Consider the following 24846-nt stretch of genomic DNA (forward strand, 5'->3'; position numbering starts at 1 on the left):
CAAAATGGCCGTTCCACAAGGATGGACGCTTCGGGACAAGCGGGTTAAGGGTGCCTGCCCCGTTTTGAAAATCACTTGATGGGTTCGGTACGTTCAGTACACTCCCTCACCGGTCATCCCGCGTCCAGATCGCCCCTTCTTCTTCGCGCACCGGAAAACTCGCGATCGGCTCGTACGCCGGCGGCTTCGTCACGGCGCCCGTGCGCAGATCGAAGCGCGCCCCATGTCGCGGACACTCGACTTCAAAACCATGCACCTCGCCACCGGCCAGATCGCCGCCGTCATGCGTGCAGGTGTCCTCGACCGCGTACAGCGCGCCATCGATGTTGTACACCGCGATCGGCGTGTCGCCGTCCCACACCACTTTGAACTCGCCCGGCAGCAGTTCGCCGCGCGTGCCGACTTTCACCCAGCCATTCATGCCGCCTGACCGGCGAAGTCCTTGACCAGTACTTCGAAGCGCAGGTCGTCCCGGCGCGGAATACCGAAGCGTTCGTCGCCATACGGAAACGGTTGGTATTCGCCGGTACGACGATAACCGCGGCGCTCGTACCAGGCGATCAGTTCGGCGCGCTGCTCGATCACCGTCATGCGCATCGCATGGCATTGCCACTGCTCACGAGCGATGCGCTCAGCTTCGGCCAGCACGGCCTTGCCGAGGCCGCCGCCCTGTTCATCGGGGTCGACTGCGAACATGCCGAAATAGCCGGACTCGCCCTGCCGTTCCACATGGGCACTGGCGATCAGCTGTCCATCGCGTTCGGCAAGCAGGATGCAGCTGCCGGGACGGCTGACCAGTTCGCCGACCGCCTCCGCGTCGGTGCGCCGGCCATCCAGCAGCTCCGATTCGGTGGTCCAGCCGCGTCGGCCCGAATCGCCGCGATAGGCGGATTCGACCAGCGCCACGATGGTGGAGATATCGGCAGCCCCGGCTGCACGGAATACGGGAGGAGTGAGCTCGCTCATCGGTCGATGATAATGCCCACCCGGCCCACATCACCATGATCTGCAGCAACTCCACGCGACGGCCACCCGTGACCTTCGACACTGTCTGCCACCGTGCTTCGCTGCCTACGGTGCAGGGTCTGTCTGCCCGCCACCGGGCAACACTTGCGCGATCGCGCGAACCAGGGAGAACCCATGAAACATCGACTCGTGAAACCGCTGGCGTTTGCCGTAGGCATCGCCTTGTGCACCGGCGCCCTCGCCGCCACCCCCAGCGTGTTCAATGTGCACGAACTGGACAGCAAGATCGGCGCCTGCAGCGACTTCAACGGCTTCGTCAACGCGAAGTGGGTTGCAGCGAATCCGATCCCCGCCGACCGCACGCGCTGGGGCTCGTTCGATGCCCTGCGCGAGGACAGCCTGAACGTGCAGCACAAGATCGTCGAGGACGCCGCCAACCACGCTGGCAAAGCCGTTCCTGGCTCGATCGAGCAGAAGATCGGCTATCTCTACGCCTCCGGCATGGACGAAGCTGCCATCAACAAGGCCGGCTTCGATCCGCTCAAGCCACAGCTGGCTCAGATCGACGGTCTGAAGAACAGCACCGACATCGTTGGCTACATCCGCGACAGCTACGCCCAGGGCGAGCCCGTGCTATTCCGCTTCGGCGGCAGCGCCGATTTCAAGAATTCCAGCAACGAGATCGCCTACGTCGGCCAGGGTGGCCTCGGGTTGCCGACCACCGACTACTACAGCAAACCGGATTTCGAAAAAATCCGTACCGCATACGTGGCACATATGGCCAAACTGCTTGAACTCACCGGCGTCAGCACCGCGGATGCGCAGCAGCAGGCCAAATCCGTACTGGCGTTCGAGACACGCCTGGCGGCTGTCTCGCTGCCACGGGTGGAGATGCGCAAGCCTGAAAACCGCTACAACCTCGTCAGCATCGCCGGTGCCGACAAGGTGACGCCGAGCTTTGACTGGGCGGCCTTCTTCAAGGCGCAAGGCGCCGACGTGAAGGACAGTTTCTCGTTGTCGCAACCGAAGTTTTTCGCCGAGGTCGAGAAGATGCTGGGCGACGTGCCACTCGCCGAGTGGCAGGCTTATTTCCGTTACCACGCGATTGCCGAGGCGGCCCCTTACCTGTCCGTGCCGTTCCAGCAGGAAGACTTCGCATTCGAACAGCAGACCCTCAACGGCCAGAAGGAAATGCAGACGCGCTGGAAGCGTGTGCTCGAAACCACCAACGGCGGCATGGGCATGGCGCTCGGCCAGCTGTACGTGGTCCACAACTTCCCGGCAGCCTCCAAGCAGCGCGCCCAGGAGCTGGTCGACAACCTGCGCGCCGCCTACAAGACGCGCATCGAGAACCTGCCGTGGATGAGCGATGCGACCAAGCAGAAGGCGCTGGAGAAATGGGCCACCTTCGTGCCGAAGATCGGTTACCCCGACAAGTGGCGCGACTGGAGCGGCCTCACACTGACACCTGACAATTACTACGCCAACGTGAAGGCGGCCGACAAATTCAACTACGACTACCGAACCGCCAAGATCGGCAAGCCGGTGGACCGCAGCGAATGGAGCATGACGCCACAGACGGTGAACGCCTACTACAACGCGCAGCAGAACGAGATCGTGTTCCCCGCGGCGATCCTGCAACCGCCGTTCTTCGACGCCAAGGCGGATGACGCGATCAACTACGGCGGCATCGGTGCGGTGATCGGCCACGAGATGGGCCACGGCTACGACGACCAGGGCAGCAAGTTCGACGCCCAGGGCAACAACGTCAACTGGTGGAGCGACGCAGATCGCAAGGCGTTCGAGGCGCGCACGGCGAAACTCGCCGCGCAGTTCGACAGCTACGAGCCGCTGCCGGGCAAGCACGTCAACGGCCAGCTGACCATGGGCGAGAACATCGGCGACCTCGGCGGCCTGAATGCGGCGTACACCGCATTGCAGATGGCGTTGTCGAAAAATCCGGCCGAGGCGAACAAGAAGATCGACGGCTATACCGAGGACCAACGCTTCTTCCTCAACTGGGCGCGCGTGTGGCGCGGCAGCATCCGCCCGGAAGCGCAGATCACCCTGCTCAATACCGATCCGCACGCACCAACGCAGTTCCGCGCGATCGGCGCGCCGTCGAACATGCCGGAATTCGCCCAGGCGTTCCAGTGCAAGCCCGGCGATGCGATGGTGCGTTCGCCCGAGACGCAGGTGAAGATCTGGTAAGCCGCAACCACTGAGTCACCTGGAAAGCCGCGGCCATCCAGCCGCGACTTTCTTGCATGGATCAGTTGACCGAAAGATTGCCGCCGTGAAACCCCATCACAGTCATGCCGATGCCGTGCGCGCCCTGCCAGCCTCGTACGCTTTCAGATTCGCGTAGACCACCGTCAGCAACGCATGGGCACTGCGCAGATGCTCGGCGCGCCTCAGCATGTCACCGATCACGTGATCCGCTTCGATCGCATGACCATGCTGCAGGTCGCGCAACATCGATGCGGTCAGGCTCGATCCCGCCTCGGTCAGCACGCTGCGGGCACGTTGCAGCGTCGCGTCGCCAGGCGCATGGCCGGAACGCTCCGCCACCGTCCGGCATTCTTCCAGCAGGTCCAGCGTTATCGTCGTGCCACCGGGTGCAGCGACGATATCGCCCACCGACGCGCGCATCAGACAGGTGATGCCGGCCAACGACGCCAGGAACACCCACTTGTCCCACATGTCCTGCAGGATCGAGTTGCTGGGTCGCGCATCGAAACCTGTATCCGACAGGCTCCGGGTGATCTTTTGCATACGCCCGGAGGTTGTCCCGTCGCGTTCACCGAACGTGAGGCTGTGCGACTGGTTGAGATGCTGCACGACGCCTTGCGCATCCAGCGTGGCAGCGATCACGCATTGGCCACCAAGCACACGTTCCGCGCCGAACCGGGCATCCAGCAGATCCAGATGTCGCATGCCGTTCAACACCGGCAGGATCACCGTGTCTGGGCCGACTGCCGGCGCGATATCCGCCATGACCTGTTCCAGCGCGTAAGCCTTGCAACTGAGCAGCACGAGGTCATACGGCACATCCAGGTCACGCGCGAGCACCATCGGCGGTGCTGGCAGGCTCGCATCACCGGTCATGCTTCGTATCACCAGGCCGGTACGCGCCAGCATGTTAGCGCGCGCTTCCCGCACCAGGAACGTCACGTCGCGACCGTGCTGCAGCAGGCGGCCGCCAAAATAGCCGCCGGTGGCGCCCGCGCCGACAATCAGGACGCGCATCACTGCGGCTCCTGCGACCGTACGGACGACTGCTCAAGCATGTGTCCGATCCGCGTGTCCTTCTCGCCCCAAAGCGCATTCACCCAGGTCTGGAAGCGCGCCCGGAACACCGCATCCCCTTCGTAATCGCCACGCAGTTCGTCATGGATCGGCAACTCGCGCACGCGCACGCGGATATCGCGGATGCGGCCGGCGATCAGATCCATCATGGTGCATGGGCCGTTGGGATAGACGATGGTGACGTTGAGGATGGCGTGCAGCGCATCGCCCATGGCATCCAGCACAAACGCCACGCCACCCGCCTTGGGTCGCAGCAGGTGGCGATACGGTGATGACTGCGCATCATGCTTGGTGGCGGTGAAGCGCGTGCCCTCGACAAAATTCATCACCGAGACCGGCATATGGCGGAATTTTTCGCAGGCGCGCCGGGTGGCTTCCATGTCCTTGCCCTGCAAGTCCGGATGCGCCGCAAGCGTCTCCTTCGAATAGCGCTTCATGAACGGGAAATCCAGCGCCCACCATGCCGGCCCCAGCAGCGGCACCCAGATCAGCTGGCTCTTGAGGAAGAAGCGCAGAAACGGAATGCGCCGGTTGAAGATCTTCTGCAGCACCGGGATATCCACCCAGCTCTGGTGATTGCACAGCACCAGATAATTGCCGTCGCGGTGCAGGTCGGTCAGTCCGTCAAGCTGCCAGCGCGTGCGGGTGAACCACTCGAACATCCGGCTGTTGACCGCGATCCAGCTCTCCGCAATGACAATCAGCGCGCGCGAGCACGCAAGCCGGATCGCACGGATCGGCAGCACCACCTTGACCAGGGTCAGCGCAAACAGCGGCAGCACATGCAGCACGATGTTGACGGCCAGCAAAAGCATCACCAGCGGGATGCGGAGCAGAGCGGGGAGCGTGGCGAACATGGGAGCAATCGTGGGTGGGGTGATGAAGGGTAACGCTGTGAGGGTCGAGGCGTAAGCGTGGAGCGAAGATTTGCTCAATGCGGCGCGATACAGCGACGTGTAGTGCACGGGATTGTTCGTCCCATCCATGGGACTCACCCTTCCGCGCTACGCGCTCCAGGGCCAGCCTTCGGCTGTCCGAATTTGCTCCTGGCAAATTCGTCGAACCCGTTAGGGTTCGTCCACCACCGTCTCTCCGCCAGATACGCAAAACGCCCCACTTGGGGGCGTTTTGCGTATCTGGCGGAGAGAGAGGGATTCGAACCCTCGATAAGGCTTTTGACCCTATACTCCCTTAGCAGGGGAGCCCCTTCGGCCACTCGGGCATCTCTCCGGGGTTTTCCCGCATTGCTGCGGAGCCGGCAAGGATACTGACCGGCGAGGTCCAGGTAAAGTACTTGCTGCGCAATCAGTGTTCGGCGGAGCCTTCCGGTGTACTGCCACCTTCATTTTCGCCCTTGATCCGCTGATAGATTTCCTCGCGGTGGACGGCCACGTTCTTGGGCGCATTGATGCCGATACGCACCTGATTGCCCTTCACGCCCAGAACGGTAACGGTCACCTCGTCACCGATCATCAGGGTCTCACCGACCCTGCGGGTCAGAATCAACATGATTTCCTACTCCATTAATGCTGTTGGTCACAGGCCTGCAGATTGACGGCACCTCACCCCTGAGCCCATCCATCCGCAGTTCGACGATTGATCCGTCGAAGGCCCTACCGCCTTCCCGGCTCACAGCCAAAACACTCCATAGCGTCCTGACTGGCGACGCCACCATACGGCCGCGTCAACACGTCTCCGATACTAACTGAGCGCGATTATCGCGCGCAACGTACCTGAAACATACGAAATGACAGGTTCAGGTTGCATCCGGGCAACTACTGACCGGCAACCCAGTCCGGCAATGCAGCCAGAATGGCCGGCAACTGCGGAGCATCCGCTCCGCCACCTTGCGCCATGTCAGGCCGGCCGCCTCCTTTGCCGTCGATCTGTGCGGCGACATGTGCCACCACGTTGCCCGCCTTGATCCGGCCCAGCGCCTTGCCGTGCACGCCGGCGATCAGCGAGACGCGACCGTCTGCCGCACCCGCCAGCAGAATCACGCAGTCGCCGAGCTGCTGCTTGAGTTGATCCATGCTGTCGCGCAGCGACTTGGCGTCGAGCCCTTCCAGTCGCGCGGCGACCACCTTGATGCCGTCGACATCCGTCGCGGAACCGGCCAGGTCAGCGGTGGCCGAACCTGCCGCCTTGCTGCGCAGCGCATCGAGCTCACGCTCAAGCTTCTTCTGCTTGTCGAACAGCTGGCGCAATTTTTCAATGGCCTCGTCACCGTTGCTGGAGAGCAGCTGCGACAGCTCGCCCAGACGACGCTCTTCATCGGCCACGTAAGCAAGCGCACCGGCGCCGGTAACCGCCTCGATGCGGCGCACACCGGAGGCCACACCAGCTTCGCTGACGAGCTTGAACAAGCCGATGTCGCCGGTGCGGCCAACATGGGTGCCACCGCACAGTTCCGTGGAGAAGTCGCCCATCTTCAACACGCGCACTTCGTCGCCATACTTCTCGCCGAACAGCGCCATCGCACCGAACTCGATCGCCTGGTCGTAGCCCATGTTGTGCACTTCAGCGGCCGCATTGCGGCGCACCTCGGCATTCACCATCGCCTCCACCCGAGCCAATTCGTCATGGCTCATCGGCTTGAAGTGAGCGAAGTCGAAGCGCAGACGCTCCGGCGCCACCAGCGAACCCTTCTGCGTGACGTGGTCGCCCAGCACCTCGCGCAACGCGGCGTGCAACAGATGCGTCGCCGAATGGTTGAGCACGATCGCCTGGCGGCGGGAAGCATCCACGCGAGCCTCGACAAGATCACCGGTACGCAGCGGCTGCGCACCGTGCCAGCGAACGGCGTGACCGAAGAACACGCCGCCCATCTTCAAGGTGTCAATGACTTCCAGACGACCTGCTGCCGTGAGCAGCTCGCCCGTATCGCCGACCTGACCACCCGACTCGGCGTAGAACGGCGTACGGTCGAGGATCAGCAGCCCCTCCTCGCCCTCGCCAAGTTGGTCCACCTGCCTGCCACCGCGCACGATGCCGAGCACCTTGCTGTCTTGGCTATGCAACGCCTCGTAACCGAGAAAAACCGTAGGCTTGAGCTGGCTCGCCAGCTCGGCCGGCATCTGGCCCTTGGCCTCGAAGCGACCGGCGGCGCGGGCACGCTCGCGTTGTTCGTTCATGGCCTGCTCGAAACCGGCCATATCCACCTCGAGGCCGCGCTCGCGCGCGATGTCGGCCGTTAGGTCGACCGGAAAACCGTAAGTGTCGTACAGACGGAACGCATCGGCACCCGGAATGGTCTTGCCCGACTTTGTCGCCACTTCGTCGAACAGCCGCATGCCGTGCTCGAGCGTCTCGCCGAAGCGTTGTTCCTCGGTGCGCAACGCATCTTCCACGAACGTCTGCTTCGCCGGCAGCTCGGGATAGGCTTCACCCATCTCTTCAACCAGCGGCTGCACCATCTTCCAGAAAAAGTCGCCGCGCACGCCGAGCATCCAGCCATGCCGCAGGGCGCGACGGATGATCCGGCGCAGCACATAGCCGCGGCCTTCGTTGGACGGCAGCACGCCGTCGACGATCAGGAACGAGCAGGCGCGGATGTGATCGGCGATCACGCGCAGCGACTTGTTGGATAGATCGCTCGTCCGGGTGAGTTCGCCTGCCACGCGGATCAGGTGCGCGAACAGATCGATCTCATAGTTGGAATGCACGTGCTGCAGGACTGCGGCAAGACGCTCCAGGCCCATGCCGGTGTCCACGCAGGGGGCCGGCAATGGGGAAAGCGTTCCATCCGGCGCGCGGTCGAACTGCATGAACACCAGGTTCCAGATCTCGATGTAGCGGTCGCCATCCTCGTCCGGCGATCCCGGCGGGCCACCCGCAATCTCGGCACCGTGGTCGAAGAAGATCTCGGTACACGGACCGCACGGACCGGTGTCTGCCATCTGCCAGAAGTTGTCGGAAGCGAACGGCGCACCCTTGTTGTCGCCGATCCGCACGATGCGCTCGGCCGGCACGCCGACTTCCTTGTGCCAGATATCGTAGGCCTCGTCGTCGGTGTGATAGACGGTGACCCACAGTTTCTCCGACGGCAGCTTGAACACGCCGGTCAGCAATTCCCACGCGTAAAGAATCGCATCGCGCTTGAAATAATCACCAAACGACCAGTTGCCCAGCATCTCGAAGAAGGTGTGATGGCGCGCGGTATAGCCCACCGCATCCAGGTCGTTGTGCTTGCCGCCGGCACGCAGGCAGCGCTGCACGTCAGCCGCGCGCACGTAACCGGGCTTTTCACTGCCGAGGAATACGTTCTTGAACTGCACCATGCCCGAGTTGGTGAACAGCAGGGTCGGGTCGCTGGATGGCACCAACGAGCTGGACGGCACGATGGTGTGGTCCTTGGAACGAAAATAATCGAGGAAGGCAGAGCGGATTTCGGCAGTTTTCATGCGAGTCATGGCGGCAAACGGTAGAAGGCCACGCCATGGCAGCACCGCCGCGATCAGTCCATCCATCATCCTCGGACGATGGATTTCAGGGAATATCGTCGGTAGCGTCGTCCACGTCGGCGTGGGTAACACTCCGTACTGTGGCGGCCGGAAAGCCGCGGCGCAAGAGGAATTGCGCCCGGCGGGTGCGTTCGACCGGATCAGGTGTGCCCGCGCCGCCGTAGCGGCGACGCAACTGGGCGGCCGCCGAAGCATCCCAGTCGACCTCGGCCGCGTCCAGCAACTCGCGGATCCGGGCATCAGCCAGCCCGTGGCTTTTCAGCTCCACACGCAGCCGCATCGGACCGTAACCCTGGGCGATCCGGCCGCGCAACAGCACTTCGGCAAAGCGGTCGTCGTCCTGGTACTGCTGCTCGCCGAGACGGTCGACCGCGGCACTGGTTTCCTCACCCTCGTAACCGCCCTGGCGCAGCTTGGTTTTCAACTCCTTGCGCGAGTGTTCCCGGCGCGCCAGCAACCCCAGCGCCTTGTCGTAGGCGCTGCGCTTCGGCTTGGCCGGGTCATCCTTGCCGGGCGGCCGTTTCATGAACATGCGAACGGACATGGCCCGGGCAAGCCGGGCCATGTTTTCCGCAAAAGACTGTTACAAGTCACCACTCACGCTTCCTCAAGCGCCTCTTCCGGCGCCGCGGCGGCAGGCTTGCCGACTGGCACCAGCAGGCGCTCGCGCAACAGCTTGTCGATCTCGTTCGCCATCGCGGGGTTGTCGCGCAGGTACTGGCGCACGTTTTCCTTGCCCTGGCCGATGCGGTCACCGTTGTAGCTGTACCAGGCACCGGACTTGTCGATCAGGTTCTGCGCCACGCCCAGCTCGATGATCTCGCCTTCGCGCGAGGTGCCCTCGCCATACAGGATCTCGAACTCGCATTGGCGGAACGGCGGTGCCACCTTGTTCTTGACTACTTTGACGCGGGTTTCCGAACCGATGATCTCCTCGCCCTTCTTCACCGCGCCGATGCGGCGGATGTCCAGGCGCACCGAAGCGTAGAACTTCAGCGCGTTGCCGCCGGTAGTGGTTTCCGGGCTGCCGAACATCACGCCGATCTTCATGCGGATCTGGTTGATGAAGATCACCAGGGTGCCGGACTTCTTGATGTTGGCGGTGAGCTTGCGCAGCGCCTGACTCATCAGACGCGCGTGCAGGCCGACGTGGGAGTCGCCCATCTCGCCCTCGATTTCCGCCTTCGGCGTCAGCGCGGCAACCGAGTCGACCACCACCATGTCGACCGCGCCCGAACGCACCAGCATGTCGGCGATTTCCAGCGCCTGCTCGCCGGTATCCGGCTGCGAGACCAGCAAGTCATCGACCTTGACACCCAGTTTTTCAGCATAGGTCGGGTCGAGCGCGTGTTCGGCATCGATGAACGCGGCAGTGCCGCCGGCGCGCTGGCAGCTGGCAATCGCCTGCAGGGTCATGGTGGTCTTGCCGGACGACTCCGGCCCGTAGATCTCTACCACGCGGCCACGCGGCAGGCCACCGACGCCGAGCGCGATATCCAGCCCGAGCGAGCCGGTGGAGACCGTTTCGATCGCCTCGTTGACGCGATCGCCCATGCGCATGATCGCGCCCTTGCCGAACTGCTTTTCGATCTGGCCGAGGGCGGAAGTAAGTGCCTTGCGCTTGTTGTCATCCATCGTCTTGAATTCCGGTTGGGCTGTGAATGGTGAACATGATGCCCGGATCGGGTCTCACGGGCTGCGATCAGTCGGATCGCTTGCAGACTGGCAGTATCCCATACCGGTCAAGCCGGCCTGACCGCCCGTGCCACCTCATTCCGTCAGCGTTTTGCGCAAACCGATGAGCGCCGCCGCCACCGTCTGCCGCCTGACCGCCTCGCGATCGCCCGGAAAGTGGAACAGCCGCCCATGGCCGTAGCCGCCGCGACGCTTCCAGCCGATCCATACCGTGCCAACCGGCTTGCCCGGCGTGCCGCCGGACGGCCCGGCGATGCCGGTCACCGCCACCGCCACGCCGGCACCGAAGCGCGCCAGCGCACCGGAAACCATCTCCAGCACGGTTTCCTCGCTGACCGCGCCGGCGTGTTCCAACGTGCGCGGGTTGACCCCGAGCAATGCTTCCTTGGCCTCGTAGCTGTAGGTCACCACGCCGGCATCGAACCAAGCCGAACTGCCCGGCAGATCGGTCAGCGTCTTGGCGATCCAGCCACCCGTGCAGGATTCGGCCGTGACCAGGGTCAGCCTGTGCTGCTGCACCTCGGTTGCGACCTCTCCGGCCAGTGCCAGCAACTCGGCATCGGTAGGAACAGAAGACAACTCCATGCGAGACTCCCGGACTTGAATGAGCTTTGCGCGATGCGCAGAGTCATCGTTTTACCTGTTACGCGCGACCACGCCAAGACCTGCATTGCATGAGCCACGACGATCTCACCAAACACACCCCGTTCATGCGCCAGTACCTCTCGGCCAAGGCCGAACATCCCGAGGTACTGCTGTTCTTCCGCATGGGCGACTTCTACGAGTTGTTCTACGACGACGCACGCAAGGCGGCACGGTTGCTTGACATCACGCTGACCCAGCGTGGCCAGTCGGGCGGCGCGCCGATCCCGATGGCTGGCGTGCCGTATCACGCGGTTGAGAATTATCTGGCGCGGCTGGTCCGCCTCGGCGAGTCGGTGGCGATCTGCGAGCAGATCGGCGACCCGGCACTGGCCAAAGGCATCGTCGAACGCAAGGTGGTGCGCATCGTCACGCCTGGCACGGTGACCGATGCGGCCCTGCTGGAGGAGCGCCGCGACAACCTGCTGCTGGCGATTGCTGCCGGCGCGAACGGTGCGTACGGCCTGGCCTGGGTTGACCTGTCCAGCGGCCGCTTCCTGCTCAGCGAAGTACCGCATGCCGAAGCACTCGCCGCCGAACTGGCCCGATTGCAACCGGCCGAGACCCTGGTCGACGAAAGTGTCGCGTGGCCGAAACTTGTCAGCAACTTGCCCGGCCTGCGCAAGCGGCCACCTTGGCATTTCGACAGCGACGCAGCGAAGCGCGAGCTGAATCGCTTCTTCGGCACCCGCGATCTCGGCGGCTTCGGCGTTGACAACCTGCCGCTCGCCACCGCCGCGGCCGGCTGCCTGCTCGGCTATGTCGAGGAAACCCAGAAGAGCGCGCTGCCGCACCTCACCGGCATGGCGGTGGAAAGCGCCAGCGAGACGATTGCGCTGGACGCTGCGACGCGGCGGAACCTGGAACTGGACACCCATCCCAGCGGCCGCACCGAACACACCCTGCTCGGCGTGCTCGACGAGACGGTGACGCCGATGGGTGCGCGCCTGCTGCGCCGCTGGCTGAATCGTCCGTTGCGCTCGCGCGAACTGCTGCGCCAGCGTCATCAGGCGATCGGCACGCTGATCGACAGCCGTCGTTACGACACGTTGCGCGAACAACTGCGCGGCATCGGTGATCTGGAGCGCATCCTCGCCCGCGTGGCGCTGCGTTCGGCGCGGCCGCGGGACCTGTCCACTCTGCGCGATGGTCTCGCCGCCGCACCGGTATTGCGTGAACAGATCGCCTCACTGGACAGTCCACTGCTGCACGCGCTGGTCGAACGTATCGGCGACCATGCCGACAGCGCCACCCTGCTCGCCCGCGCCATCGTGGCGCAGCCACCGGTACTGCAGCGCGATGGCGGCGTGGTCGCGGATGGTTACGACGCCGAACTCGACGAACTGCGTCGGCTGTCCACCCACGCCGACCAGTATCTGGTCGAGCTGGAAGAACGCGAGAAAGCAGCCAGCGGCATCAGCACGCTGAAGGTCGGCTACAACCGTGTGCACGGCTACTACATCGAGATCACCAAGGCGCAGTCGGACAAGGCGCCCACGCATTACACGCGCCGGCAGACCACCAAGAACGCCGAGCGCTACATCACCGAGGAACTGAAGACCTTCGAGGACAAGGTGCTCTCGGCGAAGGAACGCTCGCTGATGCGCGAGCGTGCGCTGTACGAGGCGCTGCTCGACACGTTGACCGAAAAGCTCGAACCGCTGAAAGCCGCTGCTGCCGCAATGGCCGAACTCGACGTGCTCGCCACCCTGGCCGAACGCGCCGAAGCGCTGGATTGGACTGCACCGGAGCTCACCGACGAACCCGGTATCGCGATCGAGCGCGGCCGTCATCCGGTGGTCGAAAAAGTCCGCGACGAGCCGTTCGAGCCGAACGATCTCAGGCTCGACGACGCACGCCGCATGCTGGTGATCACCGGCCCGAACATGGGCGGCAAATCGACGTACATGCGGCAGAACGCGTTGATCGTGCTGCTCGCGCATATCGGCAGCTACGTGCCAGCCAGCGGCGCGGTGATCGGTCCGATCGACCGCATCTTCACCCGCATCGGTGCCGGCGACGACTTGTCGCGCGGGCAGTCCACCTTCATGGTGGAAATGAGCGAAACAGCGAACATCCTGCACAACGCCACCGAGCAAAGCCTGGTGCTGATGGACGAAGTCGGTCGCGGCACCAGTACCTATGATGGCCTGTCGCTGGCCCGTGCCGCAGCGGTGCATCTGGCACGCAACAGCCGCGCCTATACCTTGTTCGCCACGCATTACTTCGAACTGACCGAGCTGGCTGGCGAGTATCCGACCATCGCGAACGTGCATCTGGACGCCGTGGAATACGGCGAGCAACTGGTGTTCATGCACGCGGTGAAGGATGGTCCGGCGAACCGCAGCTTCGGCCTGCAGGTAGCTGCGCTGGCCGGCCTGCCGAAGTCGGTGATCGCCGACGCGCGGCGCACCCTGGCCGAACTGGAACGTGGCATGCACAGCCACGCGTCGACCAACAAGGTCGCTGCCGAAGCTTCGCCACAACTTGGCCTGTTTGCTCCCGCGCAACCATCGGCCGTGGAGCGTGCACTGGACGAGATCGACCCGGATGCACTGACTCCGCGTGAAGCGCTGGATGCACTCTATCGACTGAGATCCATCCGCTAGACAAGGCTTCGACAAGACGATCTTCTCCACGCATGGAACCTATGACTTCGTGTCGGGTCAACTTGAATCGAATCGGTTCATCACGCCTGCCACAAGGAAGATTTCCATGCGTCGTCCATCGATCGTCACGTCCTCGGCACTCGTCGCCGCCCTGCTGTTCCCCTGTCCGGGTTTCGCCACGGAATATCCAAAACCGGATGTCGCACCGGATATCTACGCAAAGCCAGCCAGACTCATCCCTATCGGTGAGGGACGTCGATTGAACCTGCGATGCACCGGCAACGGCTCGCCGACCGTCATGCTCGAGAGCGGCATGGGAGCGGATTCGCTGGCCTGGTTCAAGGTGCAACCGCAAGTCGCACAGCACCATCGCGTGTGCAGTTATGATCGTGCCGGCGATGGCTTCAGCGATGCGGGCCCCATGCCTCGCAATATCGATGCCGAGGTAGCCGATCTGCATGCACTCATCCAGGCTGCCGCAATCCGGACACCGCTGGTCCTGGTCGGCCATTCGCTCGGCAGCAACATCGTTCGACGCTATGCCGACAAGCATCCGGATGATGTCGCCGGCATGGTGTTGGTGGATCCACCGCCGCAGCACATTGCGGAGTTTTCACCTGCCTGGGTCAAGACCGACGATGAAATGCGCATGCAGGGGTTGGCTGTCTATCGCCAATGCGAAAAAGGCGCGGAGAACGGGCAGCTCGCCTCACCACCACCGGCATTGCAAGGCTGCCTGCGCGGACCCAGCCCGGCCTATAGCACCACCTTGAACGCCGCGATCCGTGCATATCACTCACGCCCGGCGTTCTGGCAGACCATGATTTCCATGACCCAGACCAACGGCGAGTTGTTCAAGCAGCCTGTATCGCCGCAGGAACACCATGGCGCCATGCCGCTGATCGTGTTGACTGCCGACGAAACCTTTGCCGGTGCCACGCCTGCCGATCGCAAGGTGCTGGAAGCAGCCCGCGAGAGGACCCACGAGTTGATCGCCGCCGCCTCGACACGCGGCGAAAGAATCACCGTCACTCATTCCACGCATGACATGCAAGTTGATCGACCGGATGCCGTGATCGACGCGATCGACAAGGTCATCCGGCAAACCGGCCCGGCTGCCGCGAAATAGCCACTGGCGAGTCGTCTTGCATGGCATCCCGGTGGATCATCGGCAAGCACCTGTCCCTGTGCCGCCAGCACTTCTCGATCGTCGATTCCTGCGTCGGCCTGCCGTACACCCACCAGCAGAAGCATGGCTAGTGCGCCGTGCCGGGCGATCCATCGAACGGCGCAGCTTTCCCATGTGCATGGATGAATGCCAGCACATCATCCAGTGTTGGGGCATCGCGGCGCAGCGGTCGCGATATCGAAAGCAGCAGTGCTTCGTGACCCACACCCGGATAAAGCTTCAAGGTGACGTCCTCGTGCTGCGCCTGCATCGCCTGCGCAAGCGACTTGCTGTTCGATGGATCCACTTCGTGATCGGCAGTTCCATGTAACAACAACATCGGCGGTTCGTTACCGTGCAGGAACGAAATGGGCTGTGCGCGACGTTGCTCCATCGGCGTCTTGCCGAACATGCCGATCATGTCCTTTTCCTTCGCCGCTATCGGCACGAAGTCGTAGACACCAGCCAGACCAATGAACCCGGCCAGATCGCGTGGCTGCATGTCATGCGCTTCCAGCCACGCCGGATCGGTGGCAAGCAGGGCGGCGATCTGCCCACCTGCCGAATGTCCCATCACAAAGATGTCCTGCGGATCACCGCCGATCTGCACCGCATGATCGTGTGTCCATGCCACGGCGCGCGCAGCATCCTGCATGAAGCCATCCATTTTCACGCTGGGGTATTTGCGGTAATCCGGGATCACCACGATCACGCCACGTGCAGCCAGCGCGGCACCGGCGAACCGATACCACTGGCGCTTGCCGCGCATCCAGTCACCGCCGTAGAAGAAAACCACGATCGGCGCATGTTCCGCATGGGCGGGACGGTAGACGTCCAGCGCCAGATGCCGTTGTTCATCGAACACGATATGGCGTTCGACGTCGATACCCTTGTGTTCGTCGGTCGTATTGAGTCCTGCAAACAGGAAAGTCTGGCAGCCGCTCAGAAGAAATACGCTGCCGAGTACCAGCAACAACAAACCGCTTGTCCGATATGTACTCAAACGAAATCCCAGGTTTTCGGAAACCCTGACCACCACTGCTCGACGGCCGGTCAACAAGAGCCTCCTCGTGCGGACGCGAGGAGGCTCAGTCCAACAGGTAACCCTGCGTGCTTTCTACGTCAGCGGATCAACCCGTCTTGCGCTGCCGGTGGATACGGCGGCTGTCATGGTTCTCCGACTTGTTGAGGTTGTGCTGCTCCTGCTTGGTCAGATGGCCGTTGTGCTTGGCTTCATCGGCACTTTCGCGCTGCGCGATATTGGAGTCCTGCTTTTCGTCGCGGGCTTCCTGCTTGGCGTTGATCTGGCCATCCTTCACGCCGTTCTGGATGCGGTTCTGCTGGTTGTCGAGGCGCTGGTTGACCTCATTGACCCGCGGATGCCCCGGCACCGTGGTATCGGTTGTTGCCTGCGCCATGGCCGCGCCGGACGCGAACACGGCGGAGACCAGTACGCCCATCAGGCTGAAGCGGAACGTCGTCTTTGCATTCATGAGTAACACCCTCGTTCATGTTAATTGGCAGGATTGGACATGTATTGGAGAGAACCGCGCCGGCGCCCCAGGAGAAATGCGGCATCCGTGTACCTTGGCCGACACTCGCACGCTGAATCATTCGCGATCGAATAGTGAGAGCCCCTTCCCCGCGCTGATCCAGACAATCGAGCCATCTGGTTGGCACAACACGGGGAACGGTGCGACTGTGAATCGCGTTGACCGTTACTTCGACCGTGCTGGCATCTGTTCAGCCATGATTGATGAAAGTGCTGCCGTCGACCAGGTGCGGCCACATGCAGGCGACGGATCTCCATAGTCACTGACTATCGGAAGTATCCACATCATCGAATTCCATCAATGCAGCCAAGGACGTGGCCGGCGCAAATCCCCGCCGACCGGGAAGGCCGCCATGAGCCATGATCGCAAGACCCTGACCCCCGATACCGGCACACCGGTGGCCGACAATCAGAACAGCCTCACCGCCGGCCTGCGCGGCCCGCTGCCATTGCAGGATGTCGCGCTGTTCGAAAAACACATGCACTTCCATCGCGAGCGCATCTCCGAACGCGTGGTGCACGCCAACGCCTCGGCCGCATTCGGCACGTTGACGATCACTCACGACATCACTCGCCATACCCGCGCGAAGTTGTTCCAGCCAGGGACTCAGACACCGATGTCTGGCACGTTTCCCGACCGTAGCCGGCGACCGTGTTGCCAGGTCGCCGGTCTCAATCCTGATCAGGCTGCCATGGTTGGCAGGACATCCGGTCGTGCATCCGCCAGCATGGACAATGGCATCACCCGCTCCCGCGCAATATCGCGGCCCACCAGGCGCCCCGAGCGAACCAACTGATCGATGCAGGTAACCACTTCATTCCGGCCAAACGGCTTCTTGATGAAGTCGTCGGCACCGAAGCGCTGCACGTAGAACTGCTCGGTCGCCTGCGGATTGCCGCTGATCATCACGATCGGGATATGCCGGGTCAGCTCGTCATGGCGCAATGCGCGCAGCACGGCAAAACCGTTGATGCCGGGCAGCACGATGTCCAGGAAGATCAGCGCCGGCAGCTCGCTGCGCGCCAGTTCGATCGCGCTCTCGCCATCGAGTGCCTTGGTCACGGCGTAGCCGTCCTTGTCCAGCATCTTGCCGAGCACCGCACAAATGGTGGGCGAATCGTCGACCACCAGCATGCGTGCATCGGCTGCTGTCTGCAGATACACATCGGCGCGCTGCTCGTCACTGCCCGTGCCAAGCAGGCGCTTGAAGAAGCCGATGCCGTTCCTCAACGCGAGTCCGTCCATACAAGCCTCCAGATCGTGGGAGGCCGTGTCGTTGCGCGGCCCCATGGATATGTGCAGATGTTGCTGCAGATCCGGCCGGCTTTCTGCGATGCACTACTCAGCGCGTATGCTTCATGCGTCGCAATTCACGACGGTCCTGCTTGTCGGGGCGTTTGGCCGGGCCGTTGACTCCGACCAGCTGGCGCTGCTCACGGGCAGCCTCCCTGGCCAGACGACTGGCCTCGGTTTCGCGGAACAACGTCTGCGCCGCACTGGCCGGGCCACGTTTGTCGGACAAGCCCAGCACATCGACTTCCAGTCGCTCCTCGCCACGACCGATCTTCAGTCGATCGCCAATGCGCAGCAGCTTTGCCGGCTTGCAGCCGACGTCATTGAGGTCGATCTTGCCGCCATCAATCGCCTGCTTGGCAAGGCTGCGCGTCTTGAAAAAGCGCGCAGCCCACAGCCACACGTCGACACGCACTTCGGTCAGCAACATGGTCTGCAAGGACACAGCCCGACCAGTCAGCAGCTCAGGAATGCCCGCTGGGCGGTGGGATCAGATCATGCGGATCCGGCATGGCGATATCCGGAATCGCCGCATGCTCGGCTTCGGTGTGCTCAGGCTGCATTGGCAACGATTCCTCTGCAGTGCGTTCGCGCAGCACCAGCCGGCCGGCTTTCGTCAGGTGCTGGATACGCGCAAACACCTCGCCGCGACCGAACGGCTTCTTCATGAAATCATCGGCACCGAAGCGCTGCACGTAGAACTGTTCGGTCGCCTGCAGGTTGCCGCTGATCATCACGATCGGAATGTCCCGCGTCAGCGGATCCCGGCGTAGCGCGCGCAACACGGCGAAGCCGTTCATGCCCGGCAGCACGATGTCGAGAAAGATCAGATCCGGCAGCTCCTTGCGCGCCATTTCGATCGCTGCTTCGCCATCCGGCGCCTTGAACACCACATGGCCGTCCTGGTTGAGCATCTTGCCAAGCACGGCACGGATGGTGGCCGAATCGTCCACCACCAGCACCCAGGCGCCCTTGGGCGCGCCATTGCGCGGCACGGCACGGCGTTCGGAGGGGTCGCTTCCGAACAGCCGCTTGAACAAATCAAAACCTGCCATGACAGGATCCCCTACCCGCCCATGAGATGCCAGCTAGTCTCAACGCAGTCGCGATCCGGCGCAAGCCGGCATTGTTCCTATCCCAACCACAGGTTGCCCAGCGGGATGGTCAGCAGCGATAACACGATGCCGGCGCCCAGCACCGTATTGGCCAGCACAGGCTCCAGTTCGTACTCATCGGCCAGGATCGCTGCAGAGACCATCGGCGCCATCGCCGCCTGCAGCACGCCGACGGTAAGCACCAGGCCGCCTACACCCGCGGCTACGCCCATCGCCCAGCACAGCAGCGGCGCCAGCAGCAGCTTCCAGGCAAGCCCCCAGCTGGCTGCGCCCAGCTGGCGGTTGCCGGGATGGAACTTGAACTGCAAACCGACCGAAAACAGCGCCAACGGCGTCAGTGTCGTGCCTATTGGCGCGAACACCCCATGCAACAGCTCCGGCCAGCCACCGCAGGCACCCGCCACGATGCCGACGATCAGCGCGACGAAGGCCGGGAAGGTCGCGATGCGCCGCAGTATCAGCACCGGTTCCGGCTTGCGCCCTGCATAGATCGAAGCCACCACGATGCCGGCCGAGGCGAGCAGCGGGAACGCGCCCAGCTGGTCGGCCACCACCGCCAGCGCAAGTCCTTGCTGGCCATGCAGCGCCTGCATCAGCGGATAACCCATGAACGAGGTATTGCCGAGGCCGCAGACCAGGATCAGCGCGCCGGTGCGCTGCCGCGACCAGCCCAGCCGCGGCCCGAGCAGGCCGAACAACAGCCACGCGCCGCCGAACGTGAGCACCATCGCCGCCACCGGAAACCACAGCTGCGGGTCGAACTTCACCTTGGGGATCAGATCCAGCACCAGCGCCGGCAGCGCCACGTTGATCACCCACCAGTTGATGGCCGCCACGATGCCCGCCGGCGGCTTCGCAAAGCGCGCCACCAGCACGCCCAGGATCAGGCAGACGAACAGCAGCAGCATGGCACTCATCGAACGCGGCACACCGTTGGAAAGGCACCCCATTAGACGCGATGCCACTCCTGTCCGGAAGCGTGCCCTGCATCCTTTCGGGGATAATCGCCATCTGCCCCTCGCCGCCAGCCCATGAACGATCCCATCCACCTCGCGCACGGACTGGCCGGTGACAACACGCCACCGGACTGGCCCACGCTGACCGCGACCGAGGTCGACACGCTTTTGCGTGGCTATCCGCAGCTCGGCGCACCCACGCGCATCGAGTGGCACAGTCCGCGTCCGTTGTCGGCTGCCTGTCTGGTTGAAACGACCAGCGGTGTCGTCTTCATCAAACGGCATCACCACCGCGTGCGTTCCGTCGCCACGCTCAGCGAGGAACACCACTTCATCGCGCATCTGCGTGCCAATGGCATGCCGATACCGACGGTGCTGTGCGATGCGCAAGAGCAGACCGCGGTGCTGATCGGCGACTGGATCTACGAGGTGCACGAACATGCCGCCGGCATCGATCTGTACCGTGATGCGATCTCGTGGTCGCCACTGCCGAACCGTGAGCACGCGCTTGGCGCAGGTCGCATGCTGGCGACATTGCATGAGGCGGCCGCCGGCTACCACGCTGCCCAGCGCGACACTCATATCCTTGTCTCGCGCAGTGAGGTAATCACCTCATCCGATCCGATCGCCACGCTGCAAGCGCAACTGCCGCAGCGACCAGGTCTCGCCGATTACCTTGGTGATCGCGACTGGAGAACGGATCTCACCCAACTGCTCGCGCCATGGCATGCCTCTGCTCGACAACAACTGGCGCAACAACCTCGACTGTGGACACACGGCGACTGGCATGTCTCCAACCTCTGCTGGAGTGGCGACAGCGCAGACGCACGCATCACCGCCGTGCTCGACTTTGGCCTCGCTGCCGCCAACTTCGCGCTGTTCGATCTCGCCACCGCGATCGAGCGCAACGCGATCGCGTGGCTGGCGCTGGACACCGGCGACGCAGCCGTGTACCTCGACATCGCCTGCGCCTTGATCGAAGGCTATCGGCAACACCGCCTGCTGCAGGCTGCAGACGTCCAGCTCTTGTCCAACCTGTTGCCGCTGGTGCATGTGGATTTCGCGCTATCCGAGGTCGAGTATTTCCACAGCATCACCGGCTCACGCGCCAATGCCGACGTGGCTTACGACACCTTCCTGCTTGGCCACACGGCATGGTTCGCAACACCACCTGGACAGGCCTTGCTGCAGGCCATCCGCGACAGCGCCTGACCCGGCCAACGGCCATTCGTGGTTCAATACGCGTTCTTGAAGCGGGGGTGCCCGGTGTTTGCCGGGCTGAGAGAGTCCCTTGGAACCTGATCCGGTCAGTACCGGCGTAGGGAGCTTGCTGATCCAGCACGTCCGTCCGGACGTCCGGATCGCCGTCGCTTCGTCCGCATTGCAGAAGACGATTGACGATGGCTCCACTCCGCATTTTCCACGCCCGCACTCCCCTGTTTCTTGCCTGCCTGTCACTTATGGCGATCGCCCATGCGCAGGACAATGCCACCACGGCGAACACCGCCCAGGCACAAGCCACGCCGCTGGCGCCCGTCCACGTGCAAGCCCGCAGCACGCAGGGCTATCACGCCAGCAACACCGAACTTGGCGGCCTCGGCAACGCGCCATTGCACGACACACCGGCCGCGGTCACCGTGATCACCCGTGACCAGCTCGACGACCGCCAGCCGCGCACGCTGAGCGAACTGGCCCATGCCGATGCGGCCCTCGGCGACAACTACGCGCCGGTCGGCTACTACCAGGACATCGCGATCCGCGGCTTCGCACTGGATCTGGCCAGCGGGTTCCGCTTCAACGATCTCAGCATGGCCGGCGAGCAGTACATGACGCTGGAAGACAAGCAGCAGGTGGAAATCCTCAAAGGTTTGGCCGGTCTGGAAGCAGGCGTGGTCGAGCCCGGCGGCCTGGTGAACTACGTCAGCAAGCGTCCGGCCGACGTGCACACCGCCACCGTCGGCACCGATTCGGAAGGCTCGCGTTATGTGGCGCTCGATGTTGGTGCATGGCTGACGCCGGACTTCGGCGTGCGCGTGAATGCTGCGCACGAGGACATGAACTCCTACGTGCAGCATGCCGATGGCCGCCGCAACTTCGTGTCGCTGGCGGCCGACTGGAAGATCAGCTCGAACGCCACGCTGCAGCTGGACACCGATTACCAGACCAGCGGGCAGCGCTCGGTCTCCGGCTACCAGCTGCTCGGCGGCACGGTGATTCCACCCGACCCAAGCCGTACCCGCATGCTCGGCTTCGAGCCATGGCAGCAGCCGGTCGGCATCCACGCCAGCAACAGCACGCTGCGCTTCAACTACCAGTTCGATGACAACTGGCAGGCGCAGGTGTCGGCCGGCCACAGTCATGTGGTGATCGACGACAACGTCGCCTTCGCCTACGGCTGCGCGTACTCGCCGGACTGCGCCAGCGGTGCCACACCGGGCTGGTTCTTCGCCCCGAACGGCGACTACGACGTCTACGACTATCGCAGCCCCGACGACAACCGCGAGAACGACGAGCTGCATGCGGTACTCAAGGGCACCTTCGACACCGGCGCATTCACGCATGAGCTCAGTGTCGGCGCCAGCACGTTCCGTCGCACGCTCAACCAGCGCCCCTACGTCTACGACTACGTCGGCACCGCCAACATCGACGAGGTCAATCCGCCGTACTTCGCGCCGTCGCCGAACCAGCCCGGTCCGTCGGCACGCCGGCTGGACAGCTGGCAGCGCTCGCTGTTCGCACTCGATCGCATGCATCTCGGCTCGCAGTGGCAGCTGCTTGCCGGCGGTCGCTATGTGGCCTTGAATGAGAGCGCCTTCGACGACAGCGGCGCACTGCAACGCCACACCGCGGAGAACAAGCTGCTGCCGCAGGCAGCGGTGCTGTGGCAGCCGACTGCCGCACTGACGGCCTATGTCAGCTACGGCGAAAGCCTGTCACTGGGTGGCCAGGCGCCGTGGTGGGCATCCAACGGCAACGACGTGCTGGCGCCGCTGCTGGCGCGCCAGGCCGAAGCCGGCGTCAAGTACGAATGGAGCGATGCACTGAGCCTGCAGGCCGCGTTGTACCGCATCCATCAGCCGTACCAGTTCGCGCAACCGGACAACACCCCGGAAGGCTTCACCTTCGTGCAGCAGGGCAACGAGGTGCACACCGGCCTGGAACTCAATGCCGCCGGCCAGCTGAGCGACAACCTGCGCCTCACCGCCAGCGCCAACCTGATCCAGGCCCGCGCCGAGGACACCGGCACACCCAGTTACGAGGGCCACCAGATCGTCAACGTGCCGCGCCTGCGCACGTCGGTGTACCTGGATTACCGTCTGCCGTTCGCACCGGATCTCAGCCTGCTCGGCGGCTGGCGCTACAGCAGCTCCAACCCCGCCACACCGAACGGTCTGGTCAGCGTGCCGGCCTACAATGTGTTTGATACCGGCCTGCGTTACGTCACCGCATGGAACGGTCACGCGATGACCTGGCGATTCAACATCGACAACGTGTTCAACCATTTCTACTGGCGCGACACTGGCACCTCCGGCGGCGACAGCTATCTGTTCCCCGGTGCGCCACGGCTGGCACGTCTCTCCGTGACCTTCGATCTCTGATGTCCTGGATCGAACTCATCGGCGCCCTGATCAGCGCGTGGGCCGTCTGGCTTACCGCCAGGCGCAAGCCGTGGTGCTGGCCGATCGGCCTGCTGTCGGTGGCGATCTACACCTGGATCTTCGCCGACGCGAAGCTCTATTCCGATGCTCTGCTGCAGGTCGCATTCGGTGTGCTGATCGTCTACGGCTGGGTGCGCTGGCTGCAGAACCTGGGCGACGACGGTCTGGTCCAGGTCGCGCCGCTGCCGGCCGCGTCGGCCACCGCGCATCTGCTCGCTGGTGCCATCGGCGCACTCGCGCTCGGCTTCGCCATGCACCGCTGGACCGACGCCGCCCTGCCCTGGCTGGACGCGGCGCTGACCGCCTTCAGCCTGGTCGCGCAATGGTGGCAGGCACGCCGGCACGTCGCCGCGTGGTGGCTGTGGATCGTGGTCGACGTGATCTACGTGGGCGAATACGTCTACAAGTCGCTGCTGATCACCTCAGTGCTGTATGCCGGCTTCATCGTGCTGGCGGTGATCGGGTTGCGCAGCTGGCGGCAAGCCAGTCGGCAGGCCCAGGCTGGCCATGAAACTGCTCGGACCGATACCAATATTGGCGCCTGACCCGGCTATACATTTTCATTACGCAGGTTTGCTGCCATTGGCGCAAAATAAACGCCACGATGAAAACTCCGCTCACCAGACCGCGCCTTTTGTGCATCGCCATCCTGCTGCTGGCCGCGGCACCAGTGGCTGGTGCGCAGAGCATCTACAAATGCACCAAGGCCGGGCAAATCGAGTACACCGATCATGCCTGCCGCAGCGGCAAAAGCGAGTTAATCCATCAGGCCAGCGACAGCGAAGTCATCGGCCAGTATCTGGATCTGGGCCAGGACGCCCAGGCGAAAAACTATGCGGATTCGCATCACCTCGAAACGCTCTACAAGGAGCTGCTCGACGCGCGTGAGCAGAAAATGCAAGCCGAGGCCCAGCAGCAGGCCAATTACGAGAAGCAGCGCGATACGGAAGCGCGACAGCAGTCGCTCAGCGACGAGGCAGCTTATCGCGGCCGCCTGGAGGGCGAGAACGACGCCTTGCGTCAGCAGAATGCCCAGTACCTCGACCAGCAAGCCCAGCCCGTCTACGGCGATGCACTTCCCTACTGGGGCGCCATACCGCCGTACTGGAATCGTAGTCATGGCCACGATCATGACCACGATCCACATCGTCCGCCGCCCAAGCCGGTTTTCCATCCGTGCGCAGCGCTTGCTGGTGGTCGAGTGCGCTGCTGAAGGTGAAATCCCTGGCAATGCTGGCCTGATCGGCGCTGTGACAACGTTTCAACACGATTGACATCGTTGGCTATGTCGAACAGCTTTCCCGCCACTCGCCTGAAACTCCAAGATCTAGGTGATGCATCAACTCCTGCATATCCGGTATCGCGCTCAAAGCCTTGATTTCAAAGCTTCATGCGGATCTGTGTGGCCCTAATCCAGC

General features: G+C 63.4%; 24 protein-coding genes, 1 tRNA gene and 1 riboswitch. Of the genes, 8 read left to right on the forward strand and 17 right to left on the reverse strand.

From position 1 onward, the window contains the following. Positions 1 to 106 precede the first annotated feature (106 nt). Both B0E51_RS09220 and B0E51_RS09225 read right to left on the reverse strand, forming a co-directional pair. The gene (locus B0E51_RS09220; protein ID WP_077444595.1) at positions 107 to 421 is read right to left on the reverse strand and encodes a non-heme iron oxygenase ferredoxin subunit; all 315 of its coding nucleotides are present in this window, start codon (positions 419 to 421) and stop codon (positions 107 to 109) included. Continuing rightward, on the reverse strand, positions 418 to 966 hold the full coding sequence (locus B0E51_RS09225; protein WP_077444596.1) for a GNAT family N-acetyltransferase: 549 nt from the start codon (positions 964 to 966) through the stop codon (positions 418 to 420). Before B0E51_RS09225 ends, B0E51_RS09220 begins: the two co-directional genes overlap by 4 nt. A gap of 174 nt (positions 967 to 1140) precedes the next feature. Here B0E51_RS09225 and B0E51_RS09230 point away from each other — a divergent pair, with 174 nt between their 5' ends. Beyond that, complete coding sequence (locus B0E51_RS09230; protein WP_077444597.1) at positions 1141 to 3177, forward strand: M13-type metalloendopeptidase; 2037 nt, start codon at positions 1141 to 1143, stop codon at positions 3175 to 3177. A gap of 102 nt (positions 3178 to 3279) precedes the next feature. Here the strand turns inward: B0E51_RS09230 and panE are convergent, their stop codons facing one another. The 8 genes from panE to B0E51_RS09270 all read right to left on the reverse strand — a co-directional run bounded on the left by panE (position 3280) and on the right by B0E51_RS09270 (position 11018). Beyond that, positions 3280 to 4215 carry a 2-dehydropantoate 2-reductase gene (gene panE, locus B0E51_RS09235; RefSeq protein WP_077444598.1) on the reverse strand — a complete coding sequence of 312 codons (936 nt, stop codon included), beginning with the start codon at positions 4213 to 4215 and terminating at the stop codon, positions 3280 to 3282. Further along, complete coding sequence (locus B0E51_RS09240; RefSeq protein ID WP_077444599.1) at positions 4215 to 5132, reverse strand: acyltransferase; 918 nt, start codon at positions 5130 to 5132, stop codon at positions 4215 to 4217. Before B0E51_RS09240 ends, panE begins: the two co-directional genes overlap by 1 nt. Positions 5133 to 5412: 280 nt before the next feature. Continuing rightward, positions 5413 to 5505, reverse strand: a tRNA-Ser gene (locus tag B0E51_RS09245). Positions 5506 to 5580: 75 nt separating this feature from the next. Continuing rightward, positions 5581 to 5784, reverse strand: a complete 204-nt coding sequence (gene csrA, locus B0E51_RS09250) for a carbon storage regulator CsrA (protein ID WP_077444600.1) — start codon at positions 5782 to 5784, stop codon at positions 5581 to 5583. Between the two features lie 266 nt (positions 5785 to 6050). After that, positions 6051 to 8678 carry an alanine--tRNA ligase gene (gene alaS, locus B0E51_RS09255; RefSeq protein ID WP_077444729.1) on the reverse strand — a complete coding sequence of 876 codons (2628 nt, stop codon included), beginning with the start codon at positions 8676 to 8678 and terminating at the stop codon, positions 6051 to 6053. 85 nt (positions 8679 to 8763) lie between these two features. Next, positions 8764 to 9303 (reverse strand): regulatory protein RecX, encoded by a 540-nt coding sequence (locus B0E51_RS09260; RefSeq protein ID WP_077444601.1) that lies wholly within the window; start codon positions 9301 to 9303, stop codon positions 8764 to 8766. Positions 9304 to 9335: 32 nt separating this feature from the next. After that, positions 9336 to 10373: a recombinase RecA gene (recA, locus tag B0E51_RS09265; RefSeq protein WP_077444602.1), complete on the reverse strand. Its 1038-nt coding sequence runs from the start codon at positions 10371 to 10373 to the stop codon at positions 9336 to 9338. A 135-nt stretch (positions 10374 to 10508) separates the two neighbouring features. Next, positions 10509 to 11018: a CinA family protein gene (locus B0E51_RS09270; protein ID WP_077444603.1), complete on the reverse strand. Its 510-nt coding sequence runs from the start codon at positions 11016 to 11018 to the stop codon at positions 10509 to 10511. An 89-nt stretch (positions 11019 to 11107) separates the two neighbouring features. On the opposite strand from B0E51_RS09270, the gene mutS reads away from it, so the two are divergent. Next, a complete protein-coding gene (mutS, locus tag B0E51_RS09275; protein WP_077444730.1) occupies positions 11108 to 13684 on the forward strand; it encodes a DNA mismatch repair protein MutS in 2577 nt (858 codons plus the stop codon). A 106-nt stretch (positions 13685 to 13790) separates the two neighbouring features. Then, the gene (locus B0E51_RS09280; RefSeq protein ID WP_077444604.1) at positions 13791 to 14813 is read left to right on the forward strand and encodes an alpha/beta hydrolase; all 1023 of its coding nucleotides are present in this window, start codon (positions 13791 to 13793) and stop codon (positions 14811 to 14813) included. 127 nt (positions 14814 to 14940) lie between these two features. On the opposite strand, the gene B0E51_RS09285 is transcribed toward B0E51_RS09280, so the two are convergent. From B0E51_RS09285 to B0E51_RS19655, 3 genes are all read right to left on the reverse strand, one after another. Continuing rightward, entirely contained in the window at positions 14941 to 15855 is a 915-nt protein-coding gene (locus tag B0E51_RS09285) for an alpha/beta hydrolase (protein WP_254424476.1), read from the reverse strand. A gap of 127 nt (positions 15856 to 15982) precedes the next feature. Beyond that, positions 15983 to 16345 (reverse strand): hypothetical protein, encoded by a 363-nt coding sequence (locus tag B0E51_RS09290; RefSeq protein ID WP_077444605.1) that lies wholly within the window; start codon positions 16343 to 16345, stop codon positions 15983 to 15985. Between the two features lie 319 nt (positions 16346 to 16664). Beyond that, positions 16665 to 16925, reverse strand: coding sequence for a hypothetical protein (locus tag B0E51_RS19655; RefSeq protein WP_168172604.1), 261 nt, complete (start codon positions 16923 to 16925; stop codon positions 16665 to 16667). Here B0E51_RS19655 and B0E51_RS19835 point away from each other — a divergent pair. Beyond that, positions 16836 to 17201: a catalase gene (locus B0E51_RS19835; RefSeq protein ID WP_305793704.1), complete on the forward strand. Its 366-nt coding sequence runs from the start codon at positions 16836 to 16838 to the stop codon at positions 17199 to 17201. The two genes, B0E51_RS19655 and B0E51_RS19835, sit on opposite strands and share 90 nt — an antisense overlap. On the opposite strand, the gene B0E51_RS09300 is transcribed toward B0E51_RS19835, so the two are convergent. From B0E51_RS09300 to B0E51_RS09315, 4 genes are all read right to left on the reverse strand, one after another. After that, complete coding sequence (locus tag B0E51_RS09300; protein ID WP_077444732.1) at positions 17087 to 17650, reverse strand: response regulator; 564 nt, start codon at positions 17648 to 17650, stop codon at positions 17087 to 17089. The two genes, B0E51_RS19835 and B0E51_RS09300, sit on opposite strands and share 115 nt — an antisense overlap. Positions 17651 to 17747: 97 nt before the next feature. Further along, a complete protein-coding gene (locus B0E51_RS09305) occupies positions 17748 to 18128 on the reverse strand; it encodes a S4 domain-containing protein (RefSeq protein WP_077444606.1) in 381 nt (126 codons plus the stop codon). Between the two features lie 34 nt (positions 18129 to 18162). Next, on the reverse strand, positions 18163 to 18753 hold the full coding sequence (locus tag B0E51_RS09310; protein WP_077444607.1) for a response regulator: 591 nt from the start codon (positions 18751 to 18753) through the stop codon (positions 18163 to 18165). Between the two features lie 77 nt (positions 18754 to 18830). Further along, entirely contained in the window at positions 18831 to 19721 is an 891-nt protein-coding gene (locus B0E51_RS09315; RefSeq protein WP_077444733.1) for an AEC family transporter, read from the reverse strand. Positions 19722 to 19844: 123 nt separating this feature from the next. Here B0E51_RS09315 and B0E51_RS09320 point away from each other — a divergent pair, with 123 nt between their 5' ends. The 4 genes from B0E51_RS09320 to B0E51_RS09335 all read left to right on the forward strand — a co-directional run bounded on the left by B0E51_RS09320 (position 19845) and on the right by B0E51_RS09335 (position 24641). Next, positions 19845 to 20981: a phosphotransferase gene (locus tag B0E51_RS09320; RefSeq protein WP_077444608.1), complete on the forward strand. Its 1137-nt coding sequence runs from the start codon at positions 19845 to 19847 to the stop codon at positions 20979 to 20981. A gap of 33 nt (positions 20982 to 21014) precedes the next feature. Then, a riboswitch (TPP riboswitch) is annotated at positions 21015 to 21111 on the forward strand. Positions 21112 to 21169: 58 nt separating this feature from the next. Then, positions 21170 to 23368 (forward strand): TonB-dependent siderophore receptor, encoded by a 2199-nt coding sequence (locus B0E51_RS09325; RefSeq protein WP_254424477.1) that lies wholly within the window; start codon positions 21170 to 21172, stop codon positions 23366 to 23368. Continuing rightward, positions 23368 to 23973, forward strand: a complete 606-nt coding sequence (gene pnuC / locus B0E51_RS09330) for a nicotinamide riboside transporter PnuC (RefSeq protein WP_077444610.1) — start codon at positions 23368 to 23370, stop codon at positions 23971 to 23973. The genes B0E51_RS09325 and pnuC overlap by 1 nt, the downstream gene beginning before the upstream one ends. Before the next feature lie 59 nt (positions 23974 to 24032). Beyond that, on the forward strand, positions 24033 to 24641 hold the full coding sequence (locus tag B0E51_RS09335) for a DUF4124 domain-containing protein (protein ID WP_174570623.1): 609 nt from the start codon (positions 24033 to 24035) through the stop codon (positions 24639 to 24641). Positions 24642 to 24846 lie beyond the last annotated feature (205 nt).

The sequence above is a fragment of the Rhodanobacter sp. C05 genome (assembly GCF_002001165.1).
Lineage (GTDB): Bacteria > Pseudomonadota > Gammaproteobacteria > Xanthomonadales > Rhodanobacteraceae > Rhodanobacter.

Coding starts and splice junctions, on each gene's coding strand:
- B0E51_RS09220 (WP_077444595.1), bottom strand. CDS start 421: ATGAATGGCTGGGTGAAAGTCGGCACGCGCGGCGAACTGCTGCCGGGC.
- B0E51_RS09225 (WP_077444596.1), bottom strand. CDS start 966: ATGAGCGAGCTCACTCCTCCCGTATTCCGTGCAGCCGGGGCTGCCGAT.
- B0E51_RS09230 (WP_077444597.1), top strand. CDS start 1,141: ATGAAACATCGACTCGTGAAACCGCTGGCGTTTGCCGTAGGCATCGCC.
- panE (WP_077444598.1), bottom strand. CDS start 4,215: ATGCGCGTCCTGATTGTCGGCGCGGGCGCCACCGGCGGCTATTTTGGC.
- B0E51_RS09240 (WP_077444599.1), bottom strand. CDS start 5,132: ATGTTCGCCACGCTCCCCGCTCTGCTCCGCATCCCGCTGGTGATGCTT.
- csrA (WP_077444600.1), bottom strand. CDS start 5,784: ATGTTGATTCTGACCCGCAGGGTCGGTGAGACCCTGATGATCGGTGAC.
- alaS (WP_077444729.1), bottom strand. CDS start 8,678: ATGAAAACTGCCGAAATCCGCTCTGCCTTCCTCGATTATTTTCGTTCC.
- B0E51_RS09260 (WP_077444601.1), bottom strand. CDS start 9,303: ATGGCCCGGCTTGCCCGGGCCATGTCCGTTCGCATGTTCATGAAACGG.
- recA (WP_077444602.1), bottom strand. CDS start 10,373: ATGGATGACAACAAGCGCAAGGCACTTACTTCCGCCCTCGGCCAGATC.
- B0E51_RS09270 (WP_077444603.1), bottom strand. CDS start 11,018: ATGGAGTTGTCTTCTGTTCCTACCGATGCCGAGTTGCTGGCACTGGCC.
- mutS (WP_077444730.1), top strand. CDS start 11,108: ATGAGCCACGACGATCTCACCAAACACACCCCGTTCATGCGCCAGTAC.
- B0E51_RS09280 (WP_077444604.1), top strand. CDS start 13,791: ATGCGTCGTCCATCGATCGTCACGTCCTCGGCACTCGTCGCCGCCCTG.
- B0E51_RS09290 (WP_077444605.1), bottom strand. CDS start 16,345: ATGAATGCAAAGACGACGTTCCGCTTCAGCCTGATGGGCGTACTGGTC.
- B0E51_RS09300 (WP_077444732.1), bottom strand. CDS start 17,650: ATGGACGGACTCGCGTTGAGGAACGGCATCGGCTTCTTCAAGCGCCTG.
- B0E51_RS09305 (WP_077444606.1), bottom strand. CDS start 18,128: ATGTTGCTGACCGAAGTGCGTGTCGACGTGTGGCTGTGGGCTGCGCGC.
- B0E51_RS09310 (WP_077444607.1), bottom strand. CDS start 18,753: ATGGCAGGTTTTGATTTGTTCAAGCGGCTGTTCGGAAGCGACCCCTCC.
- B0E51_RS09315 (WP_077444733.1), bottom strand. CDS start 19,721: ATGCTGCTGCTGTTCGTCTGCCTGATCCTGGGCGTGCTGGTGGCGCGC.
- B0E51_RS09320 (WP_077444608.1), top strand. CDS start 19,845: ATGAACGATCCCATCCACCTCGCGCACGGACTGGCCGGTGACAACACG.
- B0E51_RS09325 (WP_254424477.1), top strand. CDS start 21,170: ATGGCTCCACTCCGCATTTTCCACGCCCGCACTCCCCTGTTTCTTGCC.
- pnuC (WP_077444610.1), top strand. CDS start 23,368: ATGTCCTGGATCGAACTCATCGGCGCCCTGATCAGCGCGTGGGCCGTC.
- B0E51_RS09335 (WP_174570623.1), top strand. CDS start 24,033: ATGAAAACTCCGCTCACCAGACCGCGCCTTTTGTGCATCGCCATCCTG.